Consider the following 22,246-nt stretch of genomic DNA (forward strand, 5'->3'; position numbering starts at 1 on the left):
CTTGGCGCGCGCATTCCTGTCGGTAAAACGTCACAGGGTTACGCAACGGGGCCTGCAGGGAAAAGCCCGGCGCACATATGGTCAATAAACACGCGCACCTTGGTCGAGGTATGGCGACCGGGCCACAACATCCAGAAATTGCCCCGGTGTTCCAGGTAATCATCCAACACCCGCTGCAAGCGCCCCTCGCCCACGGCCTGGTTGACCATGTAGTCCGGCAGGCAGGCAATGCCCAATCCCTCGAGCACAACATGGTTCAGAGACTCGATGGTGGTACTGACCAACGGCGTACGCAACAGCGGTTCCGCAGCACCCAAGGCAAGACGCAACGGCCAGGGCTCGAGCTTGCCCGTGGCGCAGAACTTGTGGCGCAGGCAGGCGTGGCCATTGAGGTCCTGTGGTTGCTGCGGGGTGCCGTGCTGGGCGAAGTAGCCCGGTGTGGCGACGAGCACCAGCTGGTAGTGGCCCAGGTGGCGCGCCATCAAGCGCGAATCATCCGGCTTGCCGGTGCGAATCACCGCGTCGAAACCTTCCTCGATCACGTCCACCATACGGTCAGAGAAATCCACATCCAACTCGATATCCGGGTAGGCGCGCATAAAGTCACTGAGTACTGGCATCAACAAGCCCCGCACCTGCGGCACACTGATGCGCAGCTTGCCCCGTGGCGTTGCACTGGCGTTTGTCAGCTCCTGCTCGGCCGCTTCCACCTCAGCGAGAATCCGCCGCGACCGCTCAAGGAACAGCGAGCCTTCACTGGTCAAGGTGATACTGCGCGTGCTGCGGTGAAACAGCCGCACGCCCAGGCGCTCTTCCATCCGCGCAATGCTTTTGCCCACGGCCGACGACGACACCCCCAGCACACGGCCGGCGGCGGTGAAGCTGAGCGTCTGCGCCACCTGCACAAATACCGAAAGGCTGCCCAAGCTGTCCATGACCCCGCCTTTAGCGATTGCGGACACCGGCGTCCGATAAGTTCGGAACCTTAGCCTGTTTTTCCGCCAACCACAGCCCCCTACTCTGCCTGCTTGCCCTTTTACCTGGATAAAACCTCATGAGCAGCAGCCCTTCACTCACCGCATCAGCCCAGCGGGATTCATTACCGCTGGGCGGTCTACTGGCCCTGGCCAGCGCTGGCTTTATCACCATCCTCACCGAAGCCATGCCCGCCGGGTTGCTACCACAGATAAGCGAAGGCCTCGGCGTGTCGCCCGCCCTGGTCGGTCAACTGGTCACGGTCTACGCCCTTGGCTCGTTGCTGGCGGCCATCCCCCTGACGCTGCTGACCCGCGGCTGGCGCAGACGACCGTTGCTGCTGCTGGCCATCGGCGGCTTTGCCTTGGTCAACAGCGTAACCGCGCTGTCCAGCCACTACGGACTGACGCTCGTGGCGCGGTTTTTTGCCGGGGTCTTCGCCGGGCTGCTCTGGGCGTTGCTGGCGGGTTATGCGAGCCGAATGGTGGTGCCACACCTGCAAGGTCGCGCCATTGCCGTGGCGATGCTGGGTGCACCGCTGGCGCTGTCACTGGGTGTGCCTGCGGGCACCTTCCTCGGCACTGCCGTTGGCTGGCGCCTGAGTTTTGCAATCATGACCGGGCTGACCTTGGTGCTACTGGCCTGGGCGCGCTGGCAACTGCCGGACTTTGCCGGCGAACGGACGGATAAACGCCTGGGGCTGCGCCAGGTGCTGAACCTGCCAGGCATTCGTCCAGTGCTGTGGGTAACGTTTACCTACGTACTGGCCCACAACATTCTGTACACCTACATCGCCCCGTTGCTGGTGCCCGCAGGGATCGATGCGGATGTTGACCGAGTGTTGCTGGTGTTTGGCCTCTCGGCGGTGCTGAGCATCTGGCTGACAGGCGTGTTGATTGACCGGTGGCTGCGCGTCTTGCTGCTGATCAGTTGTGCGCTGTTTGGCCTGATCGCCCTGGCGCTGGCGTTCTGGATCAATGTGCCGGCAGTCATCTATACCGCCGTGGCGCTATGGGGCCTGGCGTTCGGCGGCCTGCCGGCACTGTTGCAAACCGCACTGGCCCAATCGGCTGGCGAGTCGGCGGATGCCGCACAATCAATGCTGGTGACCGTGTGGAACCTGGGGATAGCCGGTGGCGGACTGGCAGGAGGCGTGTTGCTTCAGGGCTGGGGCGTCGCGGGCTTTCCATGGGCCGTTATGCTACTGATGCTACTGGCATGGGCCGGCGCATCACAGACAGCGCCCCAACAGCTGGCCCGGCCACCCCGCCAAGTCGAACGTTGAAATGCGCTCGTAGCCACAGGACTCATAAAAACGCACCAGATCCCCTGTCCCGCCGCCATAGCAGTCCACACGCAAACGCGTCACTCCTGCTGCACGGGCCTGGTCATCGGCAAAGGCCATCATGCGCCGGCCAAGGCCGCGAACACGGGGATCACGCGCGGCAATCAACAGGCGTACATACACCTCGGGCTCAGTCGCCGACGGTACATAAGGCATGGGATCGCCCAACACCAGCGCTCCACGGATACGGCCTGCGGGCTCTTCTACCACCCACGCCCCAGGCAATGCGCAGGCTTCAGCCACTTGCGCGACCCGCCGGGGCGACGCCGACCAGGGCTCGGTGCCCCACTGATGGGTATTGCCCATGCCAACGAACCAGGCGACCACCTCGTCGAACACCTGCAGCACGGCAGGAACGTCCGACGCACTGGCGCGGCGGATCAGCAAGCCATCCATTCCTAGAATCAACACGCTTGGAACTCCTGGGTCGACGATACCGAGCACCCAGTCTAGCCCACATAAAAAAGCCCCCGGTCTTTTCAGGCCGGGGGCTTCTTGTTCAAACCAACATCAGTATTTCTTGATATCAGCCTTGGTTTCCAACTGCTTGCGGTACGCCGCGAAGTCCTGCTGGCCAACACGGGAAGCGAGGAAGCGGCGATATTGCGCCTTTTCTTCGTCCGTTGGGGCAGCCGCTTCGTTGACGCCGTTCAAGCGCACGATCACCAGGCTGCCATCAGCCAGGGTCACGGTGGTGAAGGTCGGCTTGTCCTTGGCCGCAGGCTTGGGCATGCGGAACAGGGCTTGCAGCACGGCCGGGTCAATCGCTTCCTGGCTACGGGTAGCCGCTTCAGTGACTTTCCAGGCCTGGCCGTCGACCGGCTGGTTCAGCGGGGTCTTGCCATCACGCAGGCTGGCGATCAGCTCATCAGCGTGAGTCTTGGCAGCCGCGCTGGCGCGCTCCTTGGCCATCTGTGTGCGGATCGCCGCAGCAACGCTTTCCAGCGGCAGTTGCGCAGGTTTGCGGTGCTCTTTGGCACGCAGCACGATGATGGTTTCCGGGTCCAGCTCAATGGCGCTGCTGTTGGCCCCCTCATCCAGCACTTCCGGGCTGAATGCAGCGGTGACCACGGCACGGTTGGCCGCAACACCGTCACCACCTTCACGGCCAAACGGCGCGGAGGTGTGTACGGTCAGCTTCAGGTCAGACGCCGGTTGGGCCAGATCGGAGGCTTCGAATGCCGCATCTTCCAATTGCTTGGTTGCTTCGACAAAACGCTGCTCGACCTGTTGGGTCTTGAGCTCGCGGGTCAGCTTGTCTTTCAGGCTGGCAAACGTCGGCACTTGCGGTGCTTCAACGCCCAACAGCTTGATCAAGTGCCAACCGAAGGTGCTGCGCACCGGCGCCGAAACCTGGTCTTTGTTCAAGGCATACAAGGCGGCTTCGAAGTCCGGGTCGTAGACGCCCGGGCCGGCAAAGCCCAGATCACCGCCACTGTTGGCCGAACCTGGATCCTGGGAGAACTCCTTGGCCAGGGTTTCGAACTTCTCACCCTTGGCCAGGCGCGCCTGGATTTCTTCGATCTTGGCCTTCGCTTGCGCGTCGGTGACCTTGTCGTTGACTTCAATCAGGATGTGCGCGGCACGACGCTGTTCAGCGAGGTTGGCGGTTTCTTTCTGATAGGCAGCCTGCAGTTCATCGTCCTTCACGCTGACCTGGTCGAAGAAGGACGACTTCTTCAGTTCCAGGTAGTCGATGACCACCTGGTCCGGGGTCATGAACTCCTTGGCGTGCTGGTCATAGTAAGCCTTGACCTCGTCGTCGGTGAGTTTCACCGCCGCAGGGTTGGCCTTGATATTGACGGTGGCAAAATCGCGGGTCTGCTTTTCCAGACGGGCGAATGCCAGCACTTCGGCGTCGGTCACGAAACCGCTGCCGGCAATACCAGCGCGAACCTGGCCGATCAGCATTTCCTGGGTCAGCATCTGACGGAACTGCAGACGGCTGTAGCCCAGTTGACGGATCACCTGGTCAAAGCGTTCGGCGTTGAATTTGCCGTCCACCTGGAATTCCGGCGTCTGCAGGATTACCTGGTCCAGTGCAGCTTCAGAGAAGCCAAACTTGGAATCGGCGGCGCCTTGCAGCAGCAGCTTGCGATCGATCAGACCCTTGAGGGCCGCGTCGCGCAGCAGTTTTTCGTCCAGCAGCGAAGCATCGAAATCCTTGCCCAGCTGTTGCATCAGCTGGCGACGTTGCATGTCGACGGCCTGGCTCAGTTCAGTCTGGGTGATTTCTTCACCGTTGACCTTGGCCACGTCCTGCTTGGTGTTGGTCGAAGCCTGGAAAATGGCCTCGATACCGGTGAACGCCATCAATGCGACGATGATCCCGATAATGGTCTTGGCAATCCAGCCTTGTGAATTGTCCCTGATATTTTGCAGCATGCGTCCCCCAGAAACGGTTGAACTTCAAAAATTGGCAACCGTGGAGCGTGGGTAGAGTCCGGATAGAAGAAAGGCGCATCCGAGGATGCGCCTTCTCGTAACTGGCGGAGCGGACGGGGGGTTGAACCTACACCCCCGGCTTGGCGACCCGATGGATACCTGGGTCAGCTTTCGCTCCGCTGCCAGGCCAGACCTGCGTCCGACCCGGGTAGCAAAGGCTTGGTCGAAGCTTAGTTAACTGCTTCTTTCAGGGCTTTACCGGCTTTGAAACCTGGTTTCTTGGCAGCAGCGATTTGCAGTGCTTTGCCAGTCTGTGGGTTGCGGCCAGTGCGAGCTGGGCGGTCAGTCACAGAGAAAGTACCGAAGCCTACCAGTACCACGGAGTCGCCGGCCTTCAGAGCGCCAGTGACGGATTCGATTACTGCATCCAGCGCACGGCCAGCAGCAGCTTTCGGGATATCAGCGGATGCAGCGATAGCATCAATCAGTTCCGACTTGTTCACTCTAAGTCCCCTTATATATCTATTGAGTATGATTCTAAGTTTTTTGGTAAACAGCAAAAATCAGTGCTGAATGGCCTACAGACACTTAAGAGCCGCTTTATAACAAGGGCTCTAAAAAGCTGTCAAGGAAGCCTCCAAGCTTATTCACATTAATGCGTGCTAATTCTTTCCTTGGAATCAGACTCTCGTTTTTCGTCCTTTGCAACTATCTCCGGAGCCACATCCGGCAAGGGCTCCGGCGCGTATTGCAGCGCAATTTGCAGGACCTCGTCAATCCATTTAACCGGTTTAATCTGAAGATCCTGCTTGATGTTGTCAGGAATTTCCTTCAAGTCGCGAACATTCTCTTCAGGAATGATCACAGTCTTGATGCCACCCCGGTGTGCAGCCAGCAATTTCTCTTTCAGGCCACCGATGGCCAATACCTGGCCACGCAGGGTGATTTCCCCGGTCATCGCTACATCGGCGCGCACCGGTATGCCGGTCAATGCCGATACCAGGGCCGTGCACATGCCTACGCCGGCGCTAGGGCCATCTTTCGGTGTAGCCCCTTCCGGCATGTGGATGTGGGTGTCGTGCTTCTCGTGGAAGTCCAGGGGGATCCCCAGGCTCCTGGCGCGGCTGCGCACCACGGTCTGCGCGGCAGTAATGGATTCGACCATCACGTCACCGAGGGAGCCGGTCTTGATCAACTGGCCTTTGCCGGGGATCACCGCAGCTTCGATGGTCAGTAATTCGCCGCCCACCTGGGTCCACGCCAGACCAGTCACCTGCCCTACCTGATCCTGCTGCTCAGCCAGGCCGTAACGGAATTTACGCACGCCCAGGAAGTGCTCAAGCGCATCGGCAGTGACTTTCACCGAGAAGCGTTTTTCCAGCGCGTGCTCCTTGACCGCCTTGCGGCAAATCTTCGCGATCTGGCGCTCAAGGCCCCGTACACCGGCCTCGCGAGTGTAATAGCGCACGATGTCGCGGATCGACTCGACGTCGAATTCGATCTCGCCCTTCTTCAGGCCGTTGGCCGAAATCTGCTTGGGCGCGAGGTATTTGACGGCGATGTTGATCTTCTCGTCTTCGGTGTAACCCGGCAGACGAATCACCTCCATCCGATCCAGCAATGCCGGCGGAATGTTCATGGAGTTGGAGGTGCACAGGAACATTACGTCGGACAGGTCGTAGTCGACCTCCAGGTAATGGTCGTTGAAATTGTGGTTCTGCTCAGGATCGAGCACTTCCAGCAGGGCCGATGCCGGATCGCCACGCATGTCGCTGCCCATTTTGTCGATTTCATCGAGCAGGAACAGTGGGTTGCGTACGCCCACCTTTGTCATTTTTTGAATCAATCTTCCTGGCATCGAACCGATGTAAGTCCGGCGATGACCACGAATTTCCGCTTCATCGCGCACACCACCGAGGGCCATGCGCACGAATTTACGGTTGGTGGCATTGGCGATGGACTCGGCAAGGGAGGTTTTACCCACGCCAGGCGGGCCAACCAGGCACAACACTGGGCCACGAATCTTCTTCACACGCTTTTGCACGGCGAGGTATTCGAGGATGCGTTCCTTGACTTCTTCGAGGCCATAGTGGTCGGCATCGAGAATGTCTTCAGCACGCGCCAGGTCCAGGCGTACCTTGGTCTGGGCCTTCCACGGCACCTGCACCAGCCAGTCGATGTACGAGCGCACCACGGTGGCCTCGGCGGACATCGGCGACATCTGCTTGAGCTTGTTCAACTCGGCGGTGGCTTTGGTCAGGGCGTCTTTCGGCAGGCCGGCAGCATCGATGCGCTTTTTCAGCTCTTCGATTTCGTTGTGGCCTTCCTCGCTGTCGCCGAGTTCCTTCTGAATGGCCTTCATCTGCTCATTCAGGTAGTACTCGCGCTGGCTGCGCTCCATTTGCTTTTTGACACGACCACGGATGCGCTTCTCGACCTGGAGCAGATCAATTTCGGCATCCAGCAATGCCAGCACGTGTTCGACACGGGCCGACAGGTCAATGATTTCGAGGATGTCTTGCTTCTGCTCGATCTTCAGCGCCATGTGCGCGGCCATGGTATCGACCAGGCGGCTTGGCTCATCGATGCTATTGAGGGAAGACAGGACTTCAGCCGGGACTTTTTTGCCCAACTGCACATACTGCTCAAACTGCGAGAGCAGGCTGCGCACAAACACTTCGGACTCGCGCTCAGGGGCCTCGACTTCGTCGATCAGCACCACTTCAGCGCGCAGGTGGCCGTCCACCTCCATGAAACGCTCTACCGCACCACGCTGCTCGCCTTCCACCAACACCTTGACGGTGCCATCGGGCAGCTTGAGCAATTGCAGGACAGTGGCAATGGTACCGACGCGATACAGGGCATCTTCGCCTGGATCATCATCGGCAGGATTTCTCTGGGCCAGCAGCAGGATCTGCTTGTCGCCCGTCATCGCGGCCTCGAGGGCTTCGATAGACTTCTCGCGCCCCACGAACAGCGGGATAACCATGTGCGGATAGACGACGACATCACGCAACGGCAGGAGAGGCAATTCGATGGTTGTCTTCATGATTTCGCCTCTATGACAGTTGAAAAATAAGCTTGAAACCAAGATGGGGGCTGCGTGTAAAAAAAACAAGCTCAATGCGGGCAGTTACACGCAGTAAAAATCCTTATGAAAAACAAAGGGGCCCCTAGAGGCCCCTTCGTTTGTACCAAAACTGCGAAACGCTTACGCGTCTGGCGCAGCTTTGGCAGTCGGCTCACTGTTTTCGTAGATATACAGTGGCTTGGACTTACCTTCTATAACGCTTTCGTCGATCACCACTTTACTCACCTCGGACTGCGAGGGGATCTCGTACATGGTGTCGAGCAATACACCTTCGAGGATGGAACGCAGGCCACGTGCACCAGTCTTGCGCTCCAGTGCCCGCTTGGCCACCGATTTGAGCGCATCGGTACGGAACTCGAGGTCTACACCTTCCATCTCGAACAGCTTGGCGTATTGCTTGGTCAGGGCGTTTTTCGGCTCGGTGAGGATCTGAATCAGAGCCGCCTCATCCAACTCGTCCAACGTGGCCAGGACCGGCAGACGGCCAACGAATTCCGGGATCAGACCGAACTTGACCAGATCGTCAGGCTCGACTTCACGCAGGGACTCGCCCACTTTCTTGCCTTCTTCCTTACTGCGCACTTCCGCACTGAAACCGATGCCGCCACGGGTAGACCGTTGCTGAATAACCTTCTCCAGGCCGGAGAATGCACCGCCACAGATAAACAGGATGTTGCGCGTATCAACCTGAAGGAATTCCTGCTGCGGGTGCTTGCGGCCGCCTTGTGGCGGTACGGAAGCTACCGTGCCTTCGATCAGTTTCAACAGGGCCTGCTGCACGCCTTCACCGGAAACATCCCGAGTGATCGACGGGTTGTCGGACTTGCGCGAGATCTTGTCGATTTCGTCGATGTAGACAATACCCATCTGGGCCTTCTCTACGTCGTAGTCGCACTTCTGCAGCAGTTTCTGAATGATGTTCTCGACATCTTCGCCCACGTAGCCAGCCTCGGTGAGGGTGGTGGCGTCGGCGATGGTGAACGGAACGTTCAGCAGGCGAGCGAGGGTTTCCGCAAGCAGGGTCTTACCCGAGCCTGTAGGACCGATCAGCAAGATGTTGCTCTTACCGAGTTCGACTTCGTCGCCTTTCTTGTCACGCTGGTTCAAGCGCTTGTAGTGGTTGTATACCGCTACGGCCAGAACCTTCTTTGCACGCTCTTGACCAATCACATACTGATCAAGGATGCCGCTGATTTCTTTAGGCGAAGGCAATTTATGCGCGCTGCTTTCGGCCTGGGCTTCCTGCACCTCCTCACGGATGATGTCATTGCACAGGTCGACGCACTCGTCGCAGATAAAGACCGAGGGGCCGGCAATCAATTTGCGCACTTCATGCTGGCTTTTGCCACAGAAGGAGCAATAGAGCAGCTTGCCGTTGTCCTCGCCGTTGCGGGTGTCAGTCATTCGTTCGATCCAAATCCGATAGGCTTGCAACACAAGATGAAGGCTTATGCGGGCTTTTTCAAGCCCACAGGTGATCGGAAAACCCGACCAGCCCTATTTTGAGCGGCTTATATTAAGCGGGGCGCTTTTCGATCACTGCGTCGATCAACCCGTATTCACGTGCGGCTTCGGCGCTCATGAAGTTATCGCGGTTGGTGTCGCGCTCGATTTCTTCCAGGGTGTGCCCGCTATGCTTGGCCATCAGCGTGTTGAGACGTTCGCGGATGAAGAGGATTTCCTTGGCGTGGATTTCGATGTCCGACGCCTGGCCCTGGAAACCGCCCAGTGGCTGGTGAATCATCACGCGCGAGTTAGGCAGGCAGTAACGCTTGCCCTCGGCACCTGCGGTCAGCAGGAACGCGCCCATGCTGCAGGCCTGGCCAATGCAGGTAGTCGATACGTTCGGCTTGATGAACTGCATGGTGTCGTAGATCGACATGCCCGCGGTCACCGAACCGCCCGGTGAGTTGATATAGAGATGGATGTCCTTGTCCGGGTTTTCCGCTTCAAGGAACAGCAGTTGCGCACAGATCAGGTTGGCCATGTAGTCCTCTACCGGGCCCACCAGAAAGATCACTCGCTCCTTGAGCAGGCGCGAGTAGATGTCGTAGGCGCGCTCGCCACGGGCGGACTGCTCGACAACCATCGGGACCAGGCCGCCTGCGGCCTGGATATCAGAGTTCTGCTGAATATAGGAATTACGGAACATGCTCTGCAGTTACTCCCAAATAGTCATGTCTTGAAAACGCATAAGCCAGCGCGAGGCTGGCTTATGGTTGAATTTCCAACGAGTTGGACAATCAGTCGGCTTGTGCTGCTTCCGCCGGCTTGACTGCTTCTTCGTAAGAGACCGCTTTATCGGTCACCTTAGCCTTCTGCAGAACAGTATCCACAACTTGTTCTTCCAGCACAACCGAACGTACTTCGTTCAGTTGCTGGTCATTCTTGTAGTACCAAGCCACGACCTGCTCAGGCTCCTGGTAGGCCGAAGCCATTTCCTGAATCATTTCGCGGACGCGGTCTTCGTCAGGCTTGAGGTCGAACTGCTTGACCACTTCAGCCACGATCAGGCCCAGTACCACACGGCGCTTGGCTTGCTCTTCGAACAGCTCGGCCGGCAGTTGGTCTGGCTTGATGTTGCCGCCGAACTGCTGAACAGCCTGTACGCGCAGACGATCCACTTCGTTGGACAGCAGGGCCTTAGGCACTTCGATCGGGTTGGAGGCCAGCAGACCGTCCATGACCTGGTTCTTGACCTTGGACTTGATAGCCTGGCGCAGCTCGCGCTCCATGTTCTTGCGAACTTCGGTGCGGAAGCCTTCGATACCGGTTTCCTTGATGCCGAACTGATTGAAGAATTCTTCGTTCAGCTCTGGCAGCTTAGGCTCGGAAACGCTATTGACGGTCACGGTGAACTCGGCGGCTTTGCCGGCCAGGTCCAGATTCTGATAGTCAGCAGGGAATTCCAGGTTCAGGACCCGCTCTTCGCCAGCCTTGGCGCCAACCAGGCCGTCTTCGAAGCCAGGAATCATGCGATTGGAACCCAGCACCAGCTGAGTACCCTTGGCGGAGCCGCCAGCGAATGCTTCGCCGTCAACCTTGCCAACAAAATCGATGTTCAGCTGGTCTTCGTTCTGGGCAGCACGGTCGGCCACTTCGAAACGGGTGTTCTGCTTGCGCAGGATTTCCAGCATGTTGTCCAGGTCCGAATCAGCCACTTCGGCGCTCAGGCGCTCGATGGCGATACCGTCGAAACCGGCCACTTCGAACTCGGGGAACACTTCGAATACGGCAACGTATTCCAGGTCCTTGCCCGCTTCCAGGGACTTAGGTTCGATCGAAGGCGAACCAGCCGGGTTCAGCTTTTGCTCAACCACTGCTTCGTAGAAAGAAGCCTGGATCACGTCACCGACGGCCTCATTGCGCGCATCAGCACCAAAACGGCGCTTGATTTCGCTCATTGGCACTTTGCCCGGACGGAAACCAGCGATCTTGGCCTTTTGGGCAGTCTGCTGCAGACGCTTGTTGACCGCAGTCTCGATGCGCTCAGCCGGCACGGTGATGCTCATGCGGCGCTCGAGAGCAGTAGTATTTTCAACAGAAACTTGCATGGATATTCCTCGTTGCACAGACGTTAGCCGGCCATTTCCGACCCCAATCAAGGGCATGCATTCTAGTGGGTCAAACTCAAGAAGTCACCCTACTGGAAATACGCCCGTAAACAGCCGGCAATTTATCGGTACGAAGGCACTGTCGCGCCCCGCCCCGGTGACAAATAAAGCCAAACACGCCAGGGCTCTGCGCCGCCCCTCTATATATAGAAGGGATCGTCGCTACCTCCCTGACGCCCCACCCCGCAATAAGGGCAGATAGACAACGCAGCATCATCGAGACACATAAATACGATGAAACGCACCGCCATCGCGACCCAGAACCCGCAGCCACGAAAAACCGAACCGCCAAAACCAAAAAAGGCGCCAGACTGTTAAATCTGGCGCCTTTCGAATATGGGGTGGACGAAGGGGATCGAACCCTCGACAACGGGAGTCACAATCCCGTGCTCTACCAACTGAGCTACGCCCACCATATTGCGTTAACAAAGAAACCAAACTACTTCTTTGTCGAGCCTTACCCTGCGCATAGACCGAGTAAAGCTTTATTTGGTGCGGATGAAGAGACTCGAACTCTTACGCCTCGCGGCGCTGGAACCTAAATCCAGTGTGTCTACCAATTCCACCACATCCGCGCTTGAAGCTCTTAAAGCAAAGGCGCCAGACGATTAATCTGGCGCCTTTCAAAATATGGGGTGGACGAAGGGGATCGAACCCTCGACAACGGGAGTCACAATCCCGTGCTCTACCAACTGAGCTACGCCCACCATATAGCGCTACTTGTGCCAAAGCTGCCTAATGGCGCACCCGGCAGGACTCGAACCTGCGACCATCCGCTTAGAAGGCGGATGCTCTATCCAGCTGAGCTACGGGCGCCTTATTAATCTGTACTCTTGGAGGATTACAAACTAAGTGCTTCCAGCCTTGCAGAACAACGATTCTGCTCGACCTTCTTAACCAGTGCTAGGCTGTGCCCGACAAGTGCGACGAATAGTATAGAGGGCCTGGAAACCCGTCAAATCTTTTTTGAAAAAAATTCATTTTATTTAAGGGGTTAGGCCAATTTGCGGACCAAGCGCCTTTGCCCTCACGCCGTGGCGTGCGAGAATGCGCGCACTTTTCCTCCCCCTCTCGATGGTTAATCACGCGTAATGACTGCACAACTTATCGACGGCAAATCAATCGCCGCCAGCCTGCGCCAGCAGATCGCCAAACGAGTCACCGAGCGCAGCCAGCAAGGCTTGCGCACGCCTGGCCTCGCGGTGATCCTGGTCGGCAGCGATCCTGCCTCTCAGGTTTATGTCTCGCACAAGCGTAAAGACTGTGAAGAGGTCGGCTTTATTTCCAAGGCCTACGACCTGCCTGCCGACACCACCCAGCAGGCCCTGACCGACCTGATCGACAGCCTCAACGACGACCCGGCGATGGATGGCATCCTCCTGCAATTGCCATTACCCGCGCACCTGGACGCGTCCAAGCTGCTCGAGCGCATCCGCCCTGACAAAGACGTCGACGGTTTCCATCCTTATAACGTCGGCCGCCTGGCCCAGCGTATCCCGCTGCTGCGCCCGTGCACGCCCAAAGGCATCATGACCCTGCTGGAAAGCACCGGTGTCGACCTGTACGGCCTCGATGCCGTCATCGTCGGCGCGTCCAACATCGTGGGCCGCCCCATGGCCATGGAATTGCTGCTGGCCGGTTGCACCGTCACCGTGACCCACCGTTTCACCAAGGATCTGGCCGGCCACGTTGGCCGAGCCGACCTGGTCGTCGTGGCCGCCGGGAAGCCGGGCCTGGTCAAGGGCGAATGGATCAAGGAAGGCGCCATCGTCATTGACGTGGGCATCAACCGCCAGGAAGACGGCAAGCTGGTCGGCGACGTGGTGTACGAGACCGCCCTGCCCCGCGCCGGCTGGATCACCCCGGTGCCGGGTGGCGTTGGCCCGATGACCCGTGCCTGCCTGCTGGAAAACACCCTGTACGCCGCAGAGACCCTGCACGGTTAATAACCAGCCGTACTGAAAAAGCCCTGCCTTATCGCAGGGCTTTTTATTGCCCGGAAGAAAACCTGTTTTTTCTTAGTTTTTAAGCACTTTCGTCTGGTTTTAGAAGAACATTCGACAGTCTCTCGTCCATACTCCTAAAATGTAACGCCATTTGTCACAAAACCCGTTTCCCAACGGTATTTCTTACTTTTTAGCGAGTTCATCCGCGTGAAAATTCGTCTTTCTATTGTCAGCCTATTTTTTGCTTTCACCGGCACCTTTGCACACGCTGCCGAATCCGCCCTGGCGCCGCGGGATCCATCCAAACTCCAGATCGCTTCCGGCAGCGCCATGCTGGTGGACCTGCAAACCAACAAGATCATCTACGCCAGCAACCCCGACGTGGTGGTGCCTATCGCCTCGGTGAGCAAGCTGATGACGGGCCTGATCGTGCTTGAAGCCAAGCAGAACATGGACGAGTACATCGACATCAACATCACCGACACGCCGGAAATGAAAGGCGTGTTCTCCCGCGTGAAAATCGGCAGCCAGATGCCGCGCAAGGAGATGTTGCTGATCGCCCTGATGTCATCGGAAAACCGTGCCGCCGCGAGCCTGGCGCACCACTATCCGGGCGGCTACGCGGCCTTCATTGCTGCGATGAACGCCAAGGCCAAGGCCCTGGGCATGACCAGCACCCATTATGTCGAGCCCACCGGCCTGTCGATCCACAACGTGTCCACCGCCCGCGACTTGAGCAAGCTGCTGGCCTATGCGCACAAATTTCCGATGCTGAGCCAGTTGAGCACCACCAAGGAAAAGACCGTGGCGTTCCGCAAGCCCAACTACACCCTGGGTTTCTCCAACACCGACCACCTGATCAACCGCGCCAACTGGGATATCAAGCTGACCAAGACCGGCTTTACCAACCAGGCCGGTCATTGCCTGGTGCTGGTCACCCGCATGGGTAACCGTCCAGTATCGCTGGTAATCCTGGATGCTTTCGGCAAATTTACTCACTTTGCCGATGCCAGCCGAATCCGTAGCTGGGTCGAGACCGGCAAGGGTGGCTCGGTGCCGGACGTCGCGTTGCGCTACAAGGCTGACAAGAACCTGAAGAACCGTGCGAATGCGGCCGAAGTCCGCCGTTAAAGAACACCGAGAAACTCATGTGGGAGGCGTTTGCCTGCCCCCCACATTTTTATCTGTGCTCCGCCAACACTTTGAGCGCCTGCGCCGCCGCCCGCTCCTGCCCGGCCTGGGCCGTTGCGTTCGCCGAATCCCGCCAGCGCTGCGCATCCACATTGGCTGGCAATTGGCTCGGGCGCTGGGTGAGGATGGCCCAGTGCCCGGCGCTATTCCACTTCGACTCAAAGTCGCTGAAGCTCATCAGCAGGCGTCGGTCCATGCCTGAGCGCAACAGCACCGTGCTTTTCTGCTGGTTGAAACCCACCACGACCACGTAGTGCGCGTCAGACAACAGGCCGCCGCCAATCCGCGCCATCACCGGGTAACCCGCCGTCACCTGCGCCAGTACCGCGGTCAGCTTGGCATCCAGCGGGTACACCATCAGCCCGTACTCACGGGCCAGCACCTGCATGTTGCGCTCCAGGTCCGCTTCACCGCCCGGCAAATGCAACGGCTTATCCAGCAAGCCCGGTGTCATCACAATGCCTTGTTGCGACAGCATGCTGGCTAACGCTGTAGGACCGCTCTGATAAGCCTCGCTGCGAAAGGTCGGCACACCATTGAGTTCGACACGTTCCGGCAGGCCCGGAAGTTTCGACGGGTGCCCGGAACACGCCGCGAGCCCCAGGGCACAGGCCAGCAACAAGGATGTTTTAAGGTTCGACCGTAACCGCAATTTTTTACTCTCTTGATCAACTGCCGGTGAGGGCCCTGATCATAGGACGCTCTGCCACGCGGGTATAGCCCATAGGCTCAGTAAAGCGTCGCGGATAGAGCAAACGAGTTGGACGAACACGACCATTGGTCAATAGCAGGCAACCACCGGGTAGCTAGACTGTCCATTGAGAAGACTGTGTGTGCCCCCTGCGGGGCGAAAGGAGGCCAAAATGAGCCTTGCAACAACGATTTTCCTGTTGATCTGCGGATGGCTGGCGGTAGCCGCCGCCATGTTGTGGGGGGTGTTGCGCATTACCCGTCGGCACCACCACCCCCACGTCAAACCTGCGGCACCTGCCAAGCCCCATAGAGCGGCGGTGCACCACGCCTAGCCAGGCATGCAACTGAAATCCTGAGTCGCTGCAACTTCCTTACCGTGCCCATCCCTCAGGGATGCGCGCACGGTGGTGCCCAGGCTCGACTCCACCAGGGTGTAATGCTCACCTGCCTTGAAATCCTTGTACTCGACCCGGCCCTGGCAGTCCTGCTGGTTGTCGTCGCCCGGCTCTTCCTCGAATAACGTCACGTCCAAGCGGTGATCCCCGGGTGTCACTTCGAAAAAGCGCCCGTCATCTACCCGCTTGCCGTCCACACGTTCGGCCATCAGGTCGTTCGGCGCTTCTTCTTTCAAGCCAATCCAGGCTTCGCTGGGGTCCGCCTTGGGAATCGGGCCGGCACAGGCCGACAACAACAAAACAGCACCCAGGGCGGGGATCAACAATAAAGGTTTGAGTGACATGGCAGGGCTCCAAAGAACATCAGTTAAAGGACAAGTCGTCCGATGGGATGCAAGCTTGGGCAGCCACGCCTTGTAGAACAAATGAATCCATATGAAACGATCTTCAGCCCTCACCTAAATGTTCCTTCACCTGGCTGAAAGGCGCGTGTTAGGTGGGTCGGGCAAGACTGCCGGGGTTTGCAATCCTGCTCCCTCGGAGGTTCACGCATGCTCGGGCTGGTAAAGACCGCACTGCAAAAGCCGTACACGTTTATCGTGTTGGCCATATTCATCTGCATCATCGGGCCGATGGCGGCCCTGCGAACCCCCACTGACGTGTTTCCCGATATCGGCATCCCTGTGGTCGCCGTGGTCTGGCAGTACAACGGTCTGTCGCCGGACGCCATGGCCGGTCGGGTGATCTACACCTACGAACGCTCCCTGAGCACTACCGTCAACGACATCGAACATATCGAATCGCAATCCCTGCCCGGCATGGGCATCGTGAAGATTTTCTTCCAGCCCGGCGTCGACATCCGCACCGCCAACGCCCAAGTGACCGCCGTGTCACAAACCGTGCTCAAGCAGATGCCACCGGGCATCACGCCGCCGCTGATCCTCAACTACAGCGCCTCCACGGTGCCGATCCTGCAAATGGCGTTCTCCAGCCCGACGCTGTCGGAAGCCAGGATTCGCGACCTGGTGCAGAACAATATCCGCCTGCCTCTCAGCGCCCTGCCCGGCCTGGCCATGCCCACGCCAATGGGCGGCAAACAGCGGCAGATCACCCTCGACCTCGACCCCCAGGCGTTGGCAGCCAAAGGTTTGTCGGCCCAGGACGTGGGCAATGCCCTGGCGCTGCAGAACCAGATCATCCCGGTGGGCACCGCCAAACTCGGCCCCAACGAATACACGATCCTGCTCAACAACAGTCCCAAGGCCATCGATGAGCTCAACGACCTGCCGATCAAGACCGTCGACGGCGCGCTGATCACCATCGGCCAGGTCGCCCACGTGCGCGACGGCTCGCCGCCGCAGACCAACATCGTGCGCGTCGACGGCCATCGCGCGGTGCTGATGCCGGCGTTGAAAAACGGCAGCATTTCCACCCTGTCGATCATCGACGGTATCCGCCAGATGCTGCCGCGCATCAACGAAACCCTGCCGCCGTCACTGAAGACCTCGCTGCTGGGCGACGCCTCGGTATTCGTCAAGCAATCGGTGGGCAGCGTGGCCCAGGAAGGCATCATCGCCGCGCTGCTGACCAGTGCGATGATCCTGCTGTTCCTCGGCAGCTGGCGCTCCACGCTCATTATCGCGGCGTCAATTCCCCTGGCGGTACTATCGGCCATTGCGCTGCTGGCGGTCAGCGGGCAAACCCTCAACGTCATGACCCTCGGCGGGCTGGCGTTGGCCGTAGGGATCCTGGTGGACGACGCCACGGTGACCATCGAAAACATCAACTGGCACCTGGAGCAAGGCAAGCCGGTGAAGACCGCGATCCTCGACGGTGCCGCGCAAATTGTCGGCCCGGCGTTCGTCTCGCTGCTGTGCATCTGCATCGTGTTCGTGCCGATGTTCCTGCTGCAAGGCATCGCCGGTTATCTGTTCCGGCCGATGGCGCTGGCGGTGATCTTCGCCATGGCCAGCTCATTCATTCTTTCGCGCACCCTGGTGCCGACGCTGGCGATGTTCCTGCTCAAGCCACATATACCGGAGCCAGGTGCCGGGCATCATCCTGAAGATGCATTCATCAACCACCATGAGGGCGAGCAGCACACGAAACCGCGCAATGCCGCGCTGCAAGCCGTGCTGAATTTCCAGCAAGGTTTCGAGCGCCACTTCTCGAATATCCGCGACACCTACCATGGCTTGCTGACGTTGGCCCTGGGTCATCGCAAGCGCTTTATCGTGGGTTTTCTGGCCTGTGTGCTCGCCTCATTCCTGCTGTTGCCCAGCCTTGGCCAAGACTTCTTCCCGGCAACGGATGCCGGTGCGCTGGCCCTGCATGTGCGCCTGCCGCTGGGCACGCGCATCGAAGAAAGCGCCGCCGCCTTCGACCGCATCGAAGCGCGGATCCGTGAGGTCATCCCTGCCGAGGAACTGGACACCATCGTCGACAACATTGGCATCCCGCTCAGCGGCATCGACATGGCCTACAGCAGCAGCGGCACCATCGGCCCGCAGGATGGCGACATTCAGGTCAGCCTGAAAAAACACCACGCGCCCACCGCCGACTACGTGAAAAAACTGCGTGAAGCGCTGCCGCAAAGCTTCCCCGGCAGCCACTTCGCGTTCCTGCCGGCGAACATCAGCAGCCAGATCCTCAACTTCGGCGCGCCGGCGCCGCTGGACGTGAAAATCTCCGGGCGCAGCGAGGCAGAAAACCGCGCCTATGCCATCGAGCTGGAACGTCGCCTGCAACACGTACCCGGCATCGCCGACCTGCGCATCCAGCAGTCCACCGGCTACCCGTCGCTGCAGGTGAATGTCGACCGCATGCGCGCCAACGGCCTGGGCATTACCGAGCGCGACGTGACCAACAGCATGGTTGCCTCCCTCGCCGGCAGTTCGCAGACCGCGCCGACCTTCTGGCTCAACCCGGCCACTGGCGTGTCCTATTCCATCGTCGCCGCCACCCCGCAATACCGGCTCGACAGCCTGCCGTCACTGGAAGCGCTGCCCGTCACCGGCGCCGATGGCCAGTCGCAGATCCTCGGCGGCGTGGCAACCATCTCCCGCGTGCAAAGCCCGGCAGTGGTGACCCACTACAACATCGAACCGACCCTGGACCTGTACGCCAACGTGCAGGGCCGCGACCTCGGCGGCGTGGCCCGCGACGTGCAAAAAGTGCTGGATGACACCGCGCATATGCGCCCCAAAGGCTCGGTGATCAGCCTGCATGGGCAGATCGATGCGCTGCATGAAGCCTTCAGCGGCTTGAGCCTTGGCCTGCTCGGTGCGGTGGTGCTGATCTACCTGCTGATCGTGGTCAACTTCCAGTCGTGGGCCGACCCATTCGTAATCATCACCGCGTTGCCGGCGGCGCTCGCAGGCATCGTGTGGATGCTTTTCCTCAGCGGTACCTCATTGTCGGTGCCGGCGCTCACCGGAGCCATCTTGTGCATGGGCGTAGCCACGGCCAACTCGATCCTGGTGGTGAGCTTCTGCCGTGAGCGCCTAGCCGAACATGGTGATGCGTTGAAGGCCGCCATGGAGGCCGGTTACACGCGCTTCCGCCCGGTGTGCATGACCGCCCTGGCGATGATCATCGGCATGTTGCCCCTGGCGATTTCCGAGGAGCAGAACGCCCCGCTCGGGCGCGCCGTTATCGGCGGTTTGATCTTCGCCACTCTCGCCACGTTGTTGTTTGTTCCCGTGGTCTTCAGCCTGGTCCACGGTCGTCACCCTACTCGCGCAGTTGCAGGAGAAACCCCACATGTCGTCTGATCACAAACCCTCGCGCAAGCGTCTGATGCTCATGGGTGTCGGCGGCCTGACCCTGGCCGCCCTGCTGGTCGCCAACGGCCTGCATGCCCGTACGCTGCACGAACAATCGGTCACCGCCTGGACCGAGACCGCCGCCATTCCGCACGTGATGGTGTTCCAGCCCAAGCAGAATGTGGCCGGCGATACCTTGCGCCTGCCGGCGCACCTGGAAGCCTGGAGCAAGGCGCCGATCCACGCCCGGGTCAGCGGTTACCTGAAGGATTGGAAAGTCGATATCGGCAGCCACGTCAGCGCCGGGCAAGTCCTCGCGGAAATCGACAGCCCCGACCTTGATCAACAGCTGGCGCAGACCCATGCACGCCTGGTGCAGGAACAGGCCAACGCACGCCTGGCCGAAACCACCGCCACGCGTTGGCAAAACCTGCTGGCCAGCCATTCGGTATCGCGCCAGGAGGCGGATGAAAAAACCTCCAACGCCGCTGCCGCCAAGGCCAACGCCGAGGCCGCCGCTGCCGACTATGCAAGGCTGTCGGCACTGGAAAGCTACAAGACCCTTCGCGCCCCGTTCGCCGGTACCATCACCGCGCGCAACACCGATATCGGCCAGTTGATCAAGGCCGACACCGACAGCGATCCGGAACTGTTCAACATTGCCGACACCCACCAATTGCGCCTCTATGTGCCGGTGCCGCAGAACTACGCGGCGGTCATCCATCCCGGCCTTGAAGCCGAGCTGACCGTGCCCGAGCATCCCGGCAAGCACTTCAAGGCGCGCCTAATCGGTGACTCCACCGCCATCGACCGCCGCTCCGGCACACTGCTCGCCCAGTTCGTCGCCGACAACCCCGACGGAGAACTGCTGCCCGGTGATTATGCCGAAGCCACCCTGCCGATTCCGGCCGATACCCATGGCGTGAGCATCCCGGCCAGCGCGCTGATCTTCCGCGCCCAGGGCACGCAGGTGGCGGTGCTGGATAGGCAGAACCATGTGCACCTGCAAGCCATCCATATCGGCCTCGACCTGGGCGAACGCCTGGTGATAGACCAAGGCTTGAAACCCGCCGACCGCATCGTCGACAACCCGCCCGATGCCCTGCGCGAAGGCGACCCGGTGCAACTGGCCGACGCCGGAGGTGCGCATGCGCCCAAGGCTTAAGGTGCGCATGCGCACAGGGCTTAAACCGCTCGCCGCGTTGATGCTGCTGGCACTGCAAGGCTGCTCGATGGCGCCGACCTACAAGGTGCCGTCGATCGACCTGCCGGCCAACTACCGCGAACAGACCAGCGATGGTCCCTGGCACAGCGCGCAGCCGTCCGACCAACTGGCCCCCGAATGGTGGAAGCTCTACAACGATTCGCGCCTGAATGACCTGCAGCAGCAACTGCTCAAGGCCAACCCGGACCTGGCGGCGGCGCTGGCGCACTTCGATGCTTCCCAGGCGTATGCCAGCCAACTGCACGCAGGCCTGTTCCCGCAGATCACCGCCAGCGCGCAACCGCTGCGCCAGCGGCAATCGGATTCGCGACCGTTGCGGGGGGATACGCAACCGTCGGTGTACAACAGCAACACCGCCGGTTTTTCGTTGAGTTATGACCTGGACCTGTGGGGCAAAATCCGCAACCAGGTCGCGGCCGGTGATGCCCAGGCGCAAGCGTCCGGGGATGACCTGGCGGTGGCGCGCCTGAGCTTGCAACGTCAGTTGGCGACCTTGTACGTGCAGCTCAATGGGCTGGATGCGCAGAGCCGGATTCTCACTGGCTCATTGGACGATTTCAGCCAGGCGTTGCAACTGACCCGCAGCCGCTACGAGGGCCAGATAGCCTCGGAGCTGGACCTGACCCGTGCGCAAAATCAACTGGCGCAGGCCAAAGCGCAATTGGACGAGGTGCGCGCGCAACGCAACCTCACCGAGCACGCCATCGGTGAGTTGGTGGGCGTGGCAGCCAGCGACTTTACGCTGCCGCCCGGCCAGCATCTGATCACCCTGCCGGGGGTTCCGTCGCAGCTGCCAAGCCACTTGCTGCAACGTCGCCCGGATATTGCGGCGGCAGAGCGCCGGGTGTTTGCGGCCAACGCGAATATCGGCGTGGCCAAGGCGGCGTGGTATCCGGACTTCAGCTTGACCGGGTTGATCGGCGGGCAAACGCAGGGCGTGGGGAATTTGCTCTCGGCGGGTAATCGGTATTGGGCGCTGGGGCCGTTGATGAATGTGCCGATCTTTGATGGCGGGCGCTTGAGTGCCAATGAACGCCAGGCCAAGGCCGAGTTTGAAGAAGCGTCCGCGCAGTATCGCAGCCGGGTGCTGAAGGCCGTGCGCGAGGTAGAAGATAGCCTCGCGCAACTGCGGGATCTGCAGCAGGAAGCGCAGGATGAGCAAGCGGCGGCGGACGCGGCGCAACACACGCAATCGCTGGCGATGAACAGCTATCAAGCGGGTGCGGTGAGTTACCTGGATGTGGTGACAGCGCAGACGGCGGCGTTGCAAGCGCAGCGGACATTGCAGGCGGTGCAGACGCGGCAGTTGCAGGCCAGTGTAGGACTCGTGACTGCACTCGGCGGCGGCTGGCAACCGGGCGCCTGACATCCCCCCCAGGCACAGTTCAGGCTAAATGCAGGAGAGAGCTTGCCCCCGATAGCGGTGGAACAGCCAGTTTATCCGTAGCTGGCCTACCGCAATCGGGGGCAAGCCCCCTCCCACACTGGTCCTGCGTCAGACACATAATGTATAAGCGCCGCTGAGCCAATGTGGGAGGGGGCTTGCCCCGGTACAAACCGGGGACATCGTTTACATTTCTAACCGGGGACATGGTTTACAGGCTAATACGCATGATCAGGAG

17 protein-coding genes and 4 tRNA genes are annotated in these 22,246 nt (G+C 59.8%); 7 read left to right on the plus strand and 14 right to left on the minus strand.

What is annotated here, in order from left to right; translation table 11 throughout:
- Window positions 1-38 precede the first annotated feature (38 nt).
- Complete coding sequence (locus tag FBY10_RS21380; RefSeq protein WP_145337608.1) at window positions 39-935, minus strand: LysR family transcriptional regulator; 897 nt, start codon at window positions 933-935, stop codon at window positions 39-41.
- A gap of 119 nt (window positions 936-1,054) precedes the next feature.
- Here FBY10_RS21380 and FBY10_RS21385 point away from each other — a divergent pair, with 119 nt between their 5' ends.
- Window positions 1,055-2,260 carry an MFS transporter gene (locus FBY10_RS21385; RefSeq protein WP_145337607.1) on the plus strand — a complete coding sequence of 402 codons (1,206 nt, stop codon included), beginning with the start codon at window positions 1,055-1,057 and terminating at the stop codon, window positions 2,258-2,260.
- On the opposite strand, the gene FBY10_RS21390 is transcribed toward FBY10_RS21385, so the two are convergent.
- The 11 genes from FBY10_RS21390 to FBY10_RS21440 form a co-directional block, all read right to left on the minus strand.
- The gene (locus FBY10_RS21390) at window positions 2,207-2,731 is read right to left on the minus strand and encodes a GNAT family N-acetyltransferase (protein WP_145337606.1); all 525 of its coding nucleotides are present in this window, start codon (window positions 2,729-2,731) and stop codon (window positions 2,207-2,209) included. The two genes, FBY10_RS21385 and FBY10_RS21390, sit on opposite strands and share 54 nt — an antisense overlap.
- Window positions 2,732-2,830: 99 nt before the next feature.
- Window positions 2,831-4,705: a SurA N-terminal domain-containing protein gene (locus tag FBY10_RS21395; RefSeq protein ID WP_131698138.1), complete on the minus strand. Its 1,875-nt coding sequence runs from the start codon at window positions 4,703-4,705 to the stop codon at window positions 2,831-2,833.
- A 230-nt stretch (window positions 4,706-4,935) separates the two neighbouring features.
- On the minus strand, window positions 4,936-5,208 hold the full coding sequence (locus FBY10_RS21400) for an HU family DNA-binding protein (RefSeq protein WP_003174819.1): 273 nt from the start codon (window positions 5,206-5,208) through the stop codon (window positions 4,936-4,938).
- Window positions 5,209-5,357: 149 nt separating this feature from the next.
- On the minus strand, window positions 5,358-7,754 hold the full coding sequence (gene lon, locus FBY10_RS21405) for an endopeptidase La (RefSeq protein ID WP_053138469.1): 2,397 nt from the start codon (window positions 7,752-7,754) through the stop codon (window positions 5,358-5,360).
- Between the two features lie 162 nt (window positions 7,755-7,916).
- A complete protein-coding gene (gene clpX, locus FBY10_RS21410; RefSeq protein ID WP_003238279.1) occupies window positions 7,917-9,200 on the minus strand; it encodes an ATP-dependent Clp protease ATP-binding subunit ClpX in 1,284 nt (427 codons plus the stop codon).
- A 112-nt stretch (window positions 9,201-9,312) separates the two neighbouring features.
- Window positions 9,313-9,948, minus strand: coding sequence for an ATP-dependent Clp endopeptidase proteolytic subunit ClpP (gene clpP / locus FBY10_RS21415; protein ID WP_003174822.1), 636 nt, complete (start codon window positions 9,946-9,948; stop codon window positions 9,313-9,315).
- A 91-nt stretch (window positions 9,949-10,039) separates the two neighbouring features.
- Entirely contained in the window at window positions 10,040-11,350 is a 1,311-nt protein-coding gene (tig, locus tag FBY10_RS21420; RefSeq protein ID WP_131698139.1) for a trigger factor, read from the minus strand.
- A gap of 397 nt (window positions 11,351-11,747) precedes the next feature.
- Window positions 11,748-11,823: transfer RNA gene (locus tag FBY10_RS21425), tRNA-His, on the minus strand.
- Between the two features lie 77 nt (window positions 11,824-11,900).
- Window positions 11,901-11,985 (minus strand) — tRNA-Leu (locus FBY10_RS21430).
- 56 nt (window positions 11,986-12,041) lie between these two features.
- A tRNA-His gene (locus tag FBY10_RS21435) sits at window positions 12,042-12,117 on the minus strand.
- 32 nt (window positions 12,118-12,149) lie between these two features.
- Window positions 12,150-12,226: transfer RNA gene (locus tag FBY10_RS21440), tRNA-Arg, on the minus strand.
- Window positions 12,227-12,501: 275 nt separating this feature from the next.
- On the opposite strand from FBY10_RS21440, the gene folD reads away from it, so the two are divergent.
- Both folD and pbpG read left to right on the plus strand, forming a co-directional pair.
- On the plus strand, window positions 12,502-13,356 hold the full coding sequence (folD, locus tag FBY10_RS21445) for a bifunctional methylenetetrahydrofolate dehydrogenase/methenyltetrahydrofolate cyclohydrolase FolD (protein WP_090402619.1): 855 nt from the start codon (window positions 12,502-12,504) through the stop codon (window positions 13,354-13,356).
- Window positions 13,357-13,563: 207 nt separating this feature from the next.
- A complete protein-coding gene (gene pbpG / locus FBY10_RS21450) occupies window positions 13,564-14,487 on the plus strand; it encodes a D-alanyl-D-alanine endopeptidase (protein ID WP_145337605.1) in 924 nt (307 codons plus the stop codon).
- A gap of 49 nt (window positions 14,488-14,536) precedes the next feature.
- On the opposite strand, the gene FBY10_RS21455 is transcribed toward pbpG, so the two are convergent.
- Window positions 14,537-15,199: a C39 family peptidase gene (locus FBY10_RS21455; RefSeq protein ID WP_131698141.1), complete on the minus strand. Its 663-nt coding sequence runs from the start codon at window positions 15,197-15,199 to the stop codon at window positions 14,537-14,539.
- A 211-nt stretch (window positions 15,200-15,410) separates the two neighbouring features.
- Here FBY10_RS21455 and FBY10_RS31540 point away from each other — a divergent pair, with 211 nt between their 5' ends.
- Window positions 15,411-15,572: a hypothetical protein gene (locus FBY10_RS31540; protein ID WP_167655709.1), complete on the plus strand. Its 162-nt coding sequence runs from the start codon at window positions 15,411-15,413 to the stop codon at window positions 15,570-15,572.
- Here the strand turns inward: FBY10_RS31540 and FBY10_RS21460 are convergent.
- Window positions 15,569-15,979 (minus strand): hypothetical protein, encoded by a 411-nt coding sequence (locus FBY10_RS21460; RefSeq protein WP_131698142.1) that lies wholly within the window; start codon window positions 15,977-15,979, stop codon window positions 15,569-15,571. The genes FBY10_RS31540 and FBY10_RS21460 overlap by 4 nt on opposite strands.
- A gap of 207 nt (window positions 15,980-16,186) precedes the next feature.
- On the opposite strand from FBY10_RS21460, the gene FBY10_RS21465 reads away from it, so the two are divergent.
- Genes FBY10_RS21465 through FBY10_RS21475 form a run of 3 tightly spaced genes read left to right on the plus strand, consistent with a single transcriptional unit; the run spans window position 16,187 to window position 21,990 of the window.
- The gene (locus FBY10_RS21465) at window positions 16,187-19,408 is read left to right on the plus strand and encodes an efflux RND transporter permease subunit (RefSeq protein WP_145337604.1); all 3,222 of its coding nucleotides are present in this window, start codon (window positions 16,187-16,189) and stop codon (window positions 19,406-19,408) included.
- Window positions 19,398-20,564 (plus strand): efflux RND transporter periplasmic adaptor subunit, encoded by a 1,167-nt coding sequence (locus FBY10_RS21470; protein WP_145337603.1) that lies wholly within the window; start codon window positions 19,398-19,400, stop codon window positions 20,562-20,564. Before FBY10_RS21465 ends, FBY10_RS21470 begins: the two co-directional genes overlap by 11 nt.
- 7 nt (window positions 20,565-20,571) lie before the next feature.
- Window positions 20,572-21,990, plus strand: coding sequence for an efflux transporter outer membrane subunit (locus FBY10_RS21475; RefSeq protein ID WP_145337712.1), 1,419 nt, complete (start codon window positions 20,572-20,574; stop codon window positions 21,988-21,990).
- Window positions 21,991-22,246 lie beyond the last annotated feature (256 nt).

It is taken from the genome of Pseudomonas sp. SJZ103 (assembly GCF_007828335.1).
Lineage (GTDB): Bacteria > Pseudomonadota > Gammaproteobacteria > Pseudomonadales > Pseudomonadaceae > Aquipseudomonas.

Excerpts from the sequence above, each read along its gene's own strand:
- FBY10_RS21380 (WP_145337608.1), bottom strand. The coding sequence starts at position 935 with ATGGACAGCTTGGGCAGCCTTTCGGTATTTGTGCAGGTGGCGCAGACG.
- FBY10_RS21385 (WP_145337607.1), top strand. The coding sequence starts at position 1,055 with ATGAGCAGCAGCCCTTCACTCACCGCATCAGCCCAGCGGGATTCATTA.
- FBY10_RS21395 (WP_131698138.1), bottom strand. The coding sequence starts at position 4,705 with ATGCTGCAAAATATCAGGGACAATTCACAAGGCTGGATTGCCAAGACC.
- lon (WP_053138469.1), bottom strand. The coding sequence starts at position 7,754 with ATGAAGACAACCATCGAATTGCCTCTCCTGCCGTTGCGTGATGTCGTC.
- clpX (WP_003238279.1), bottom strand. The coding sequence starts at position 9,200 with ATGACTGACACCCGCAACGGCGAGGACAACGGCAAGCTGCTCTATTGC.
- clpP (WP_003174822.1), bottom strand. The coding sequence starts at position 9,948 with ATGTTCCGTAATTCCTATATTCAGCAGAACTCTGATATCCAGGCCGCA.
- tig (WP_131698139.1), bottom strand. The coding sequence starts at position 11,350 with ATGCAAGTTTCTGTTGAAAATACTACTGCTCTCGAGCGCCGCATGAGC.
- folD (WP_090402619.1), top strand. The coding sequence starts at position 12,502 with ATGACTGCACAACTTATCGACGGCAAATCAATCGCCGCCAGCCTGCGC.
- FBY10_RS31540 (WP_167655709.1), top strand. The coding sequence starts at position 15,411 with ATGAGCCTTGCAACAACGATTTTCCTGTTGATCTGCGGATGGCTGGCG.
- FBY10_RS21460 (WP_131698142.1), bottom strand. The coding sequence starts at position 15,979 with ATGTCACTCAAACCTTTATTGTTGATCCCCGCCCTGGGTGCTGTTTTG.
- FBY10_RS21465 (WP_145337604.1), top strand. The coding sequence starts at position 16,187 with ATGCTCGGGCTGGTAAAGACCGCACTGCAAAAGCCGTACACGTTTATC.
- FBY10_RS21470 (WP_145337603.1), top strand. The coding sequence starts at position 19,398 with ATGTCGTCTGATCACAAACCCTCGCGCAAGCGTCTGATGCTCATGGGT.
- FBY10_RS21475 (WP_145337712.1), top strand. The coding sequence starts at position 20,572 with ATGCGCACAGGGCTTAAACCGCTCGCCGCGTTGATGCTGCTGGCACTG.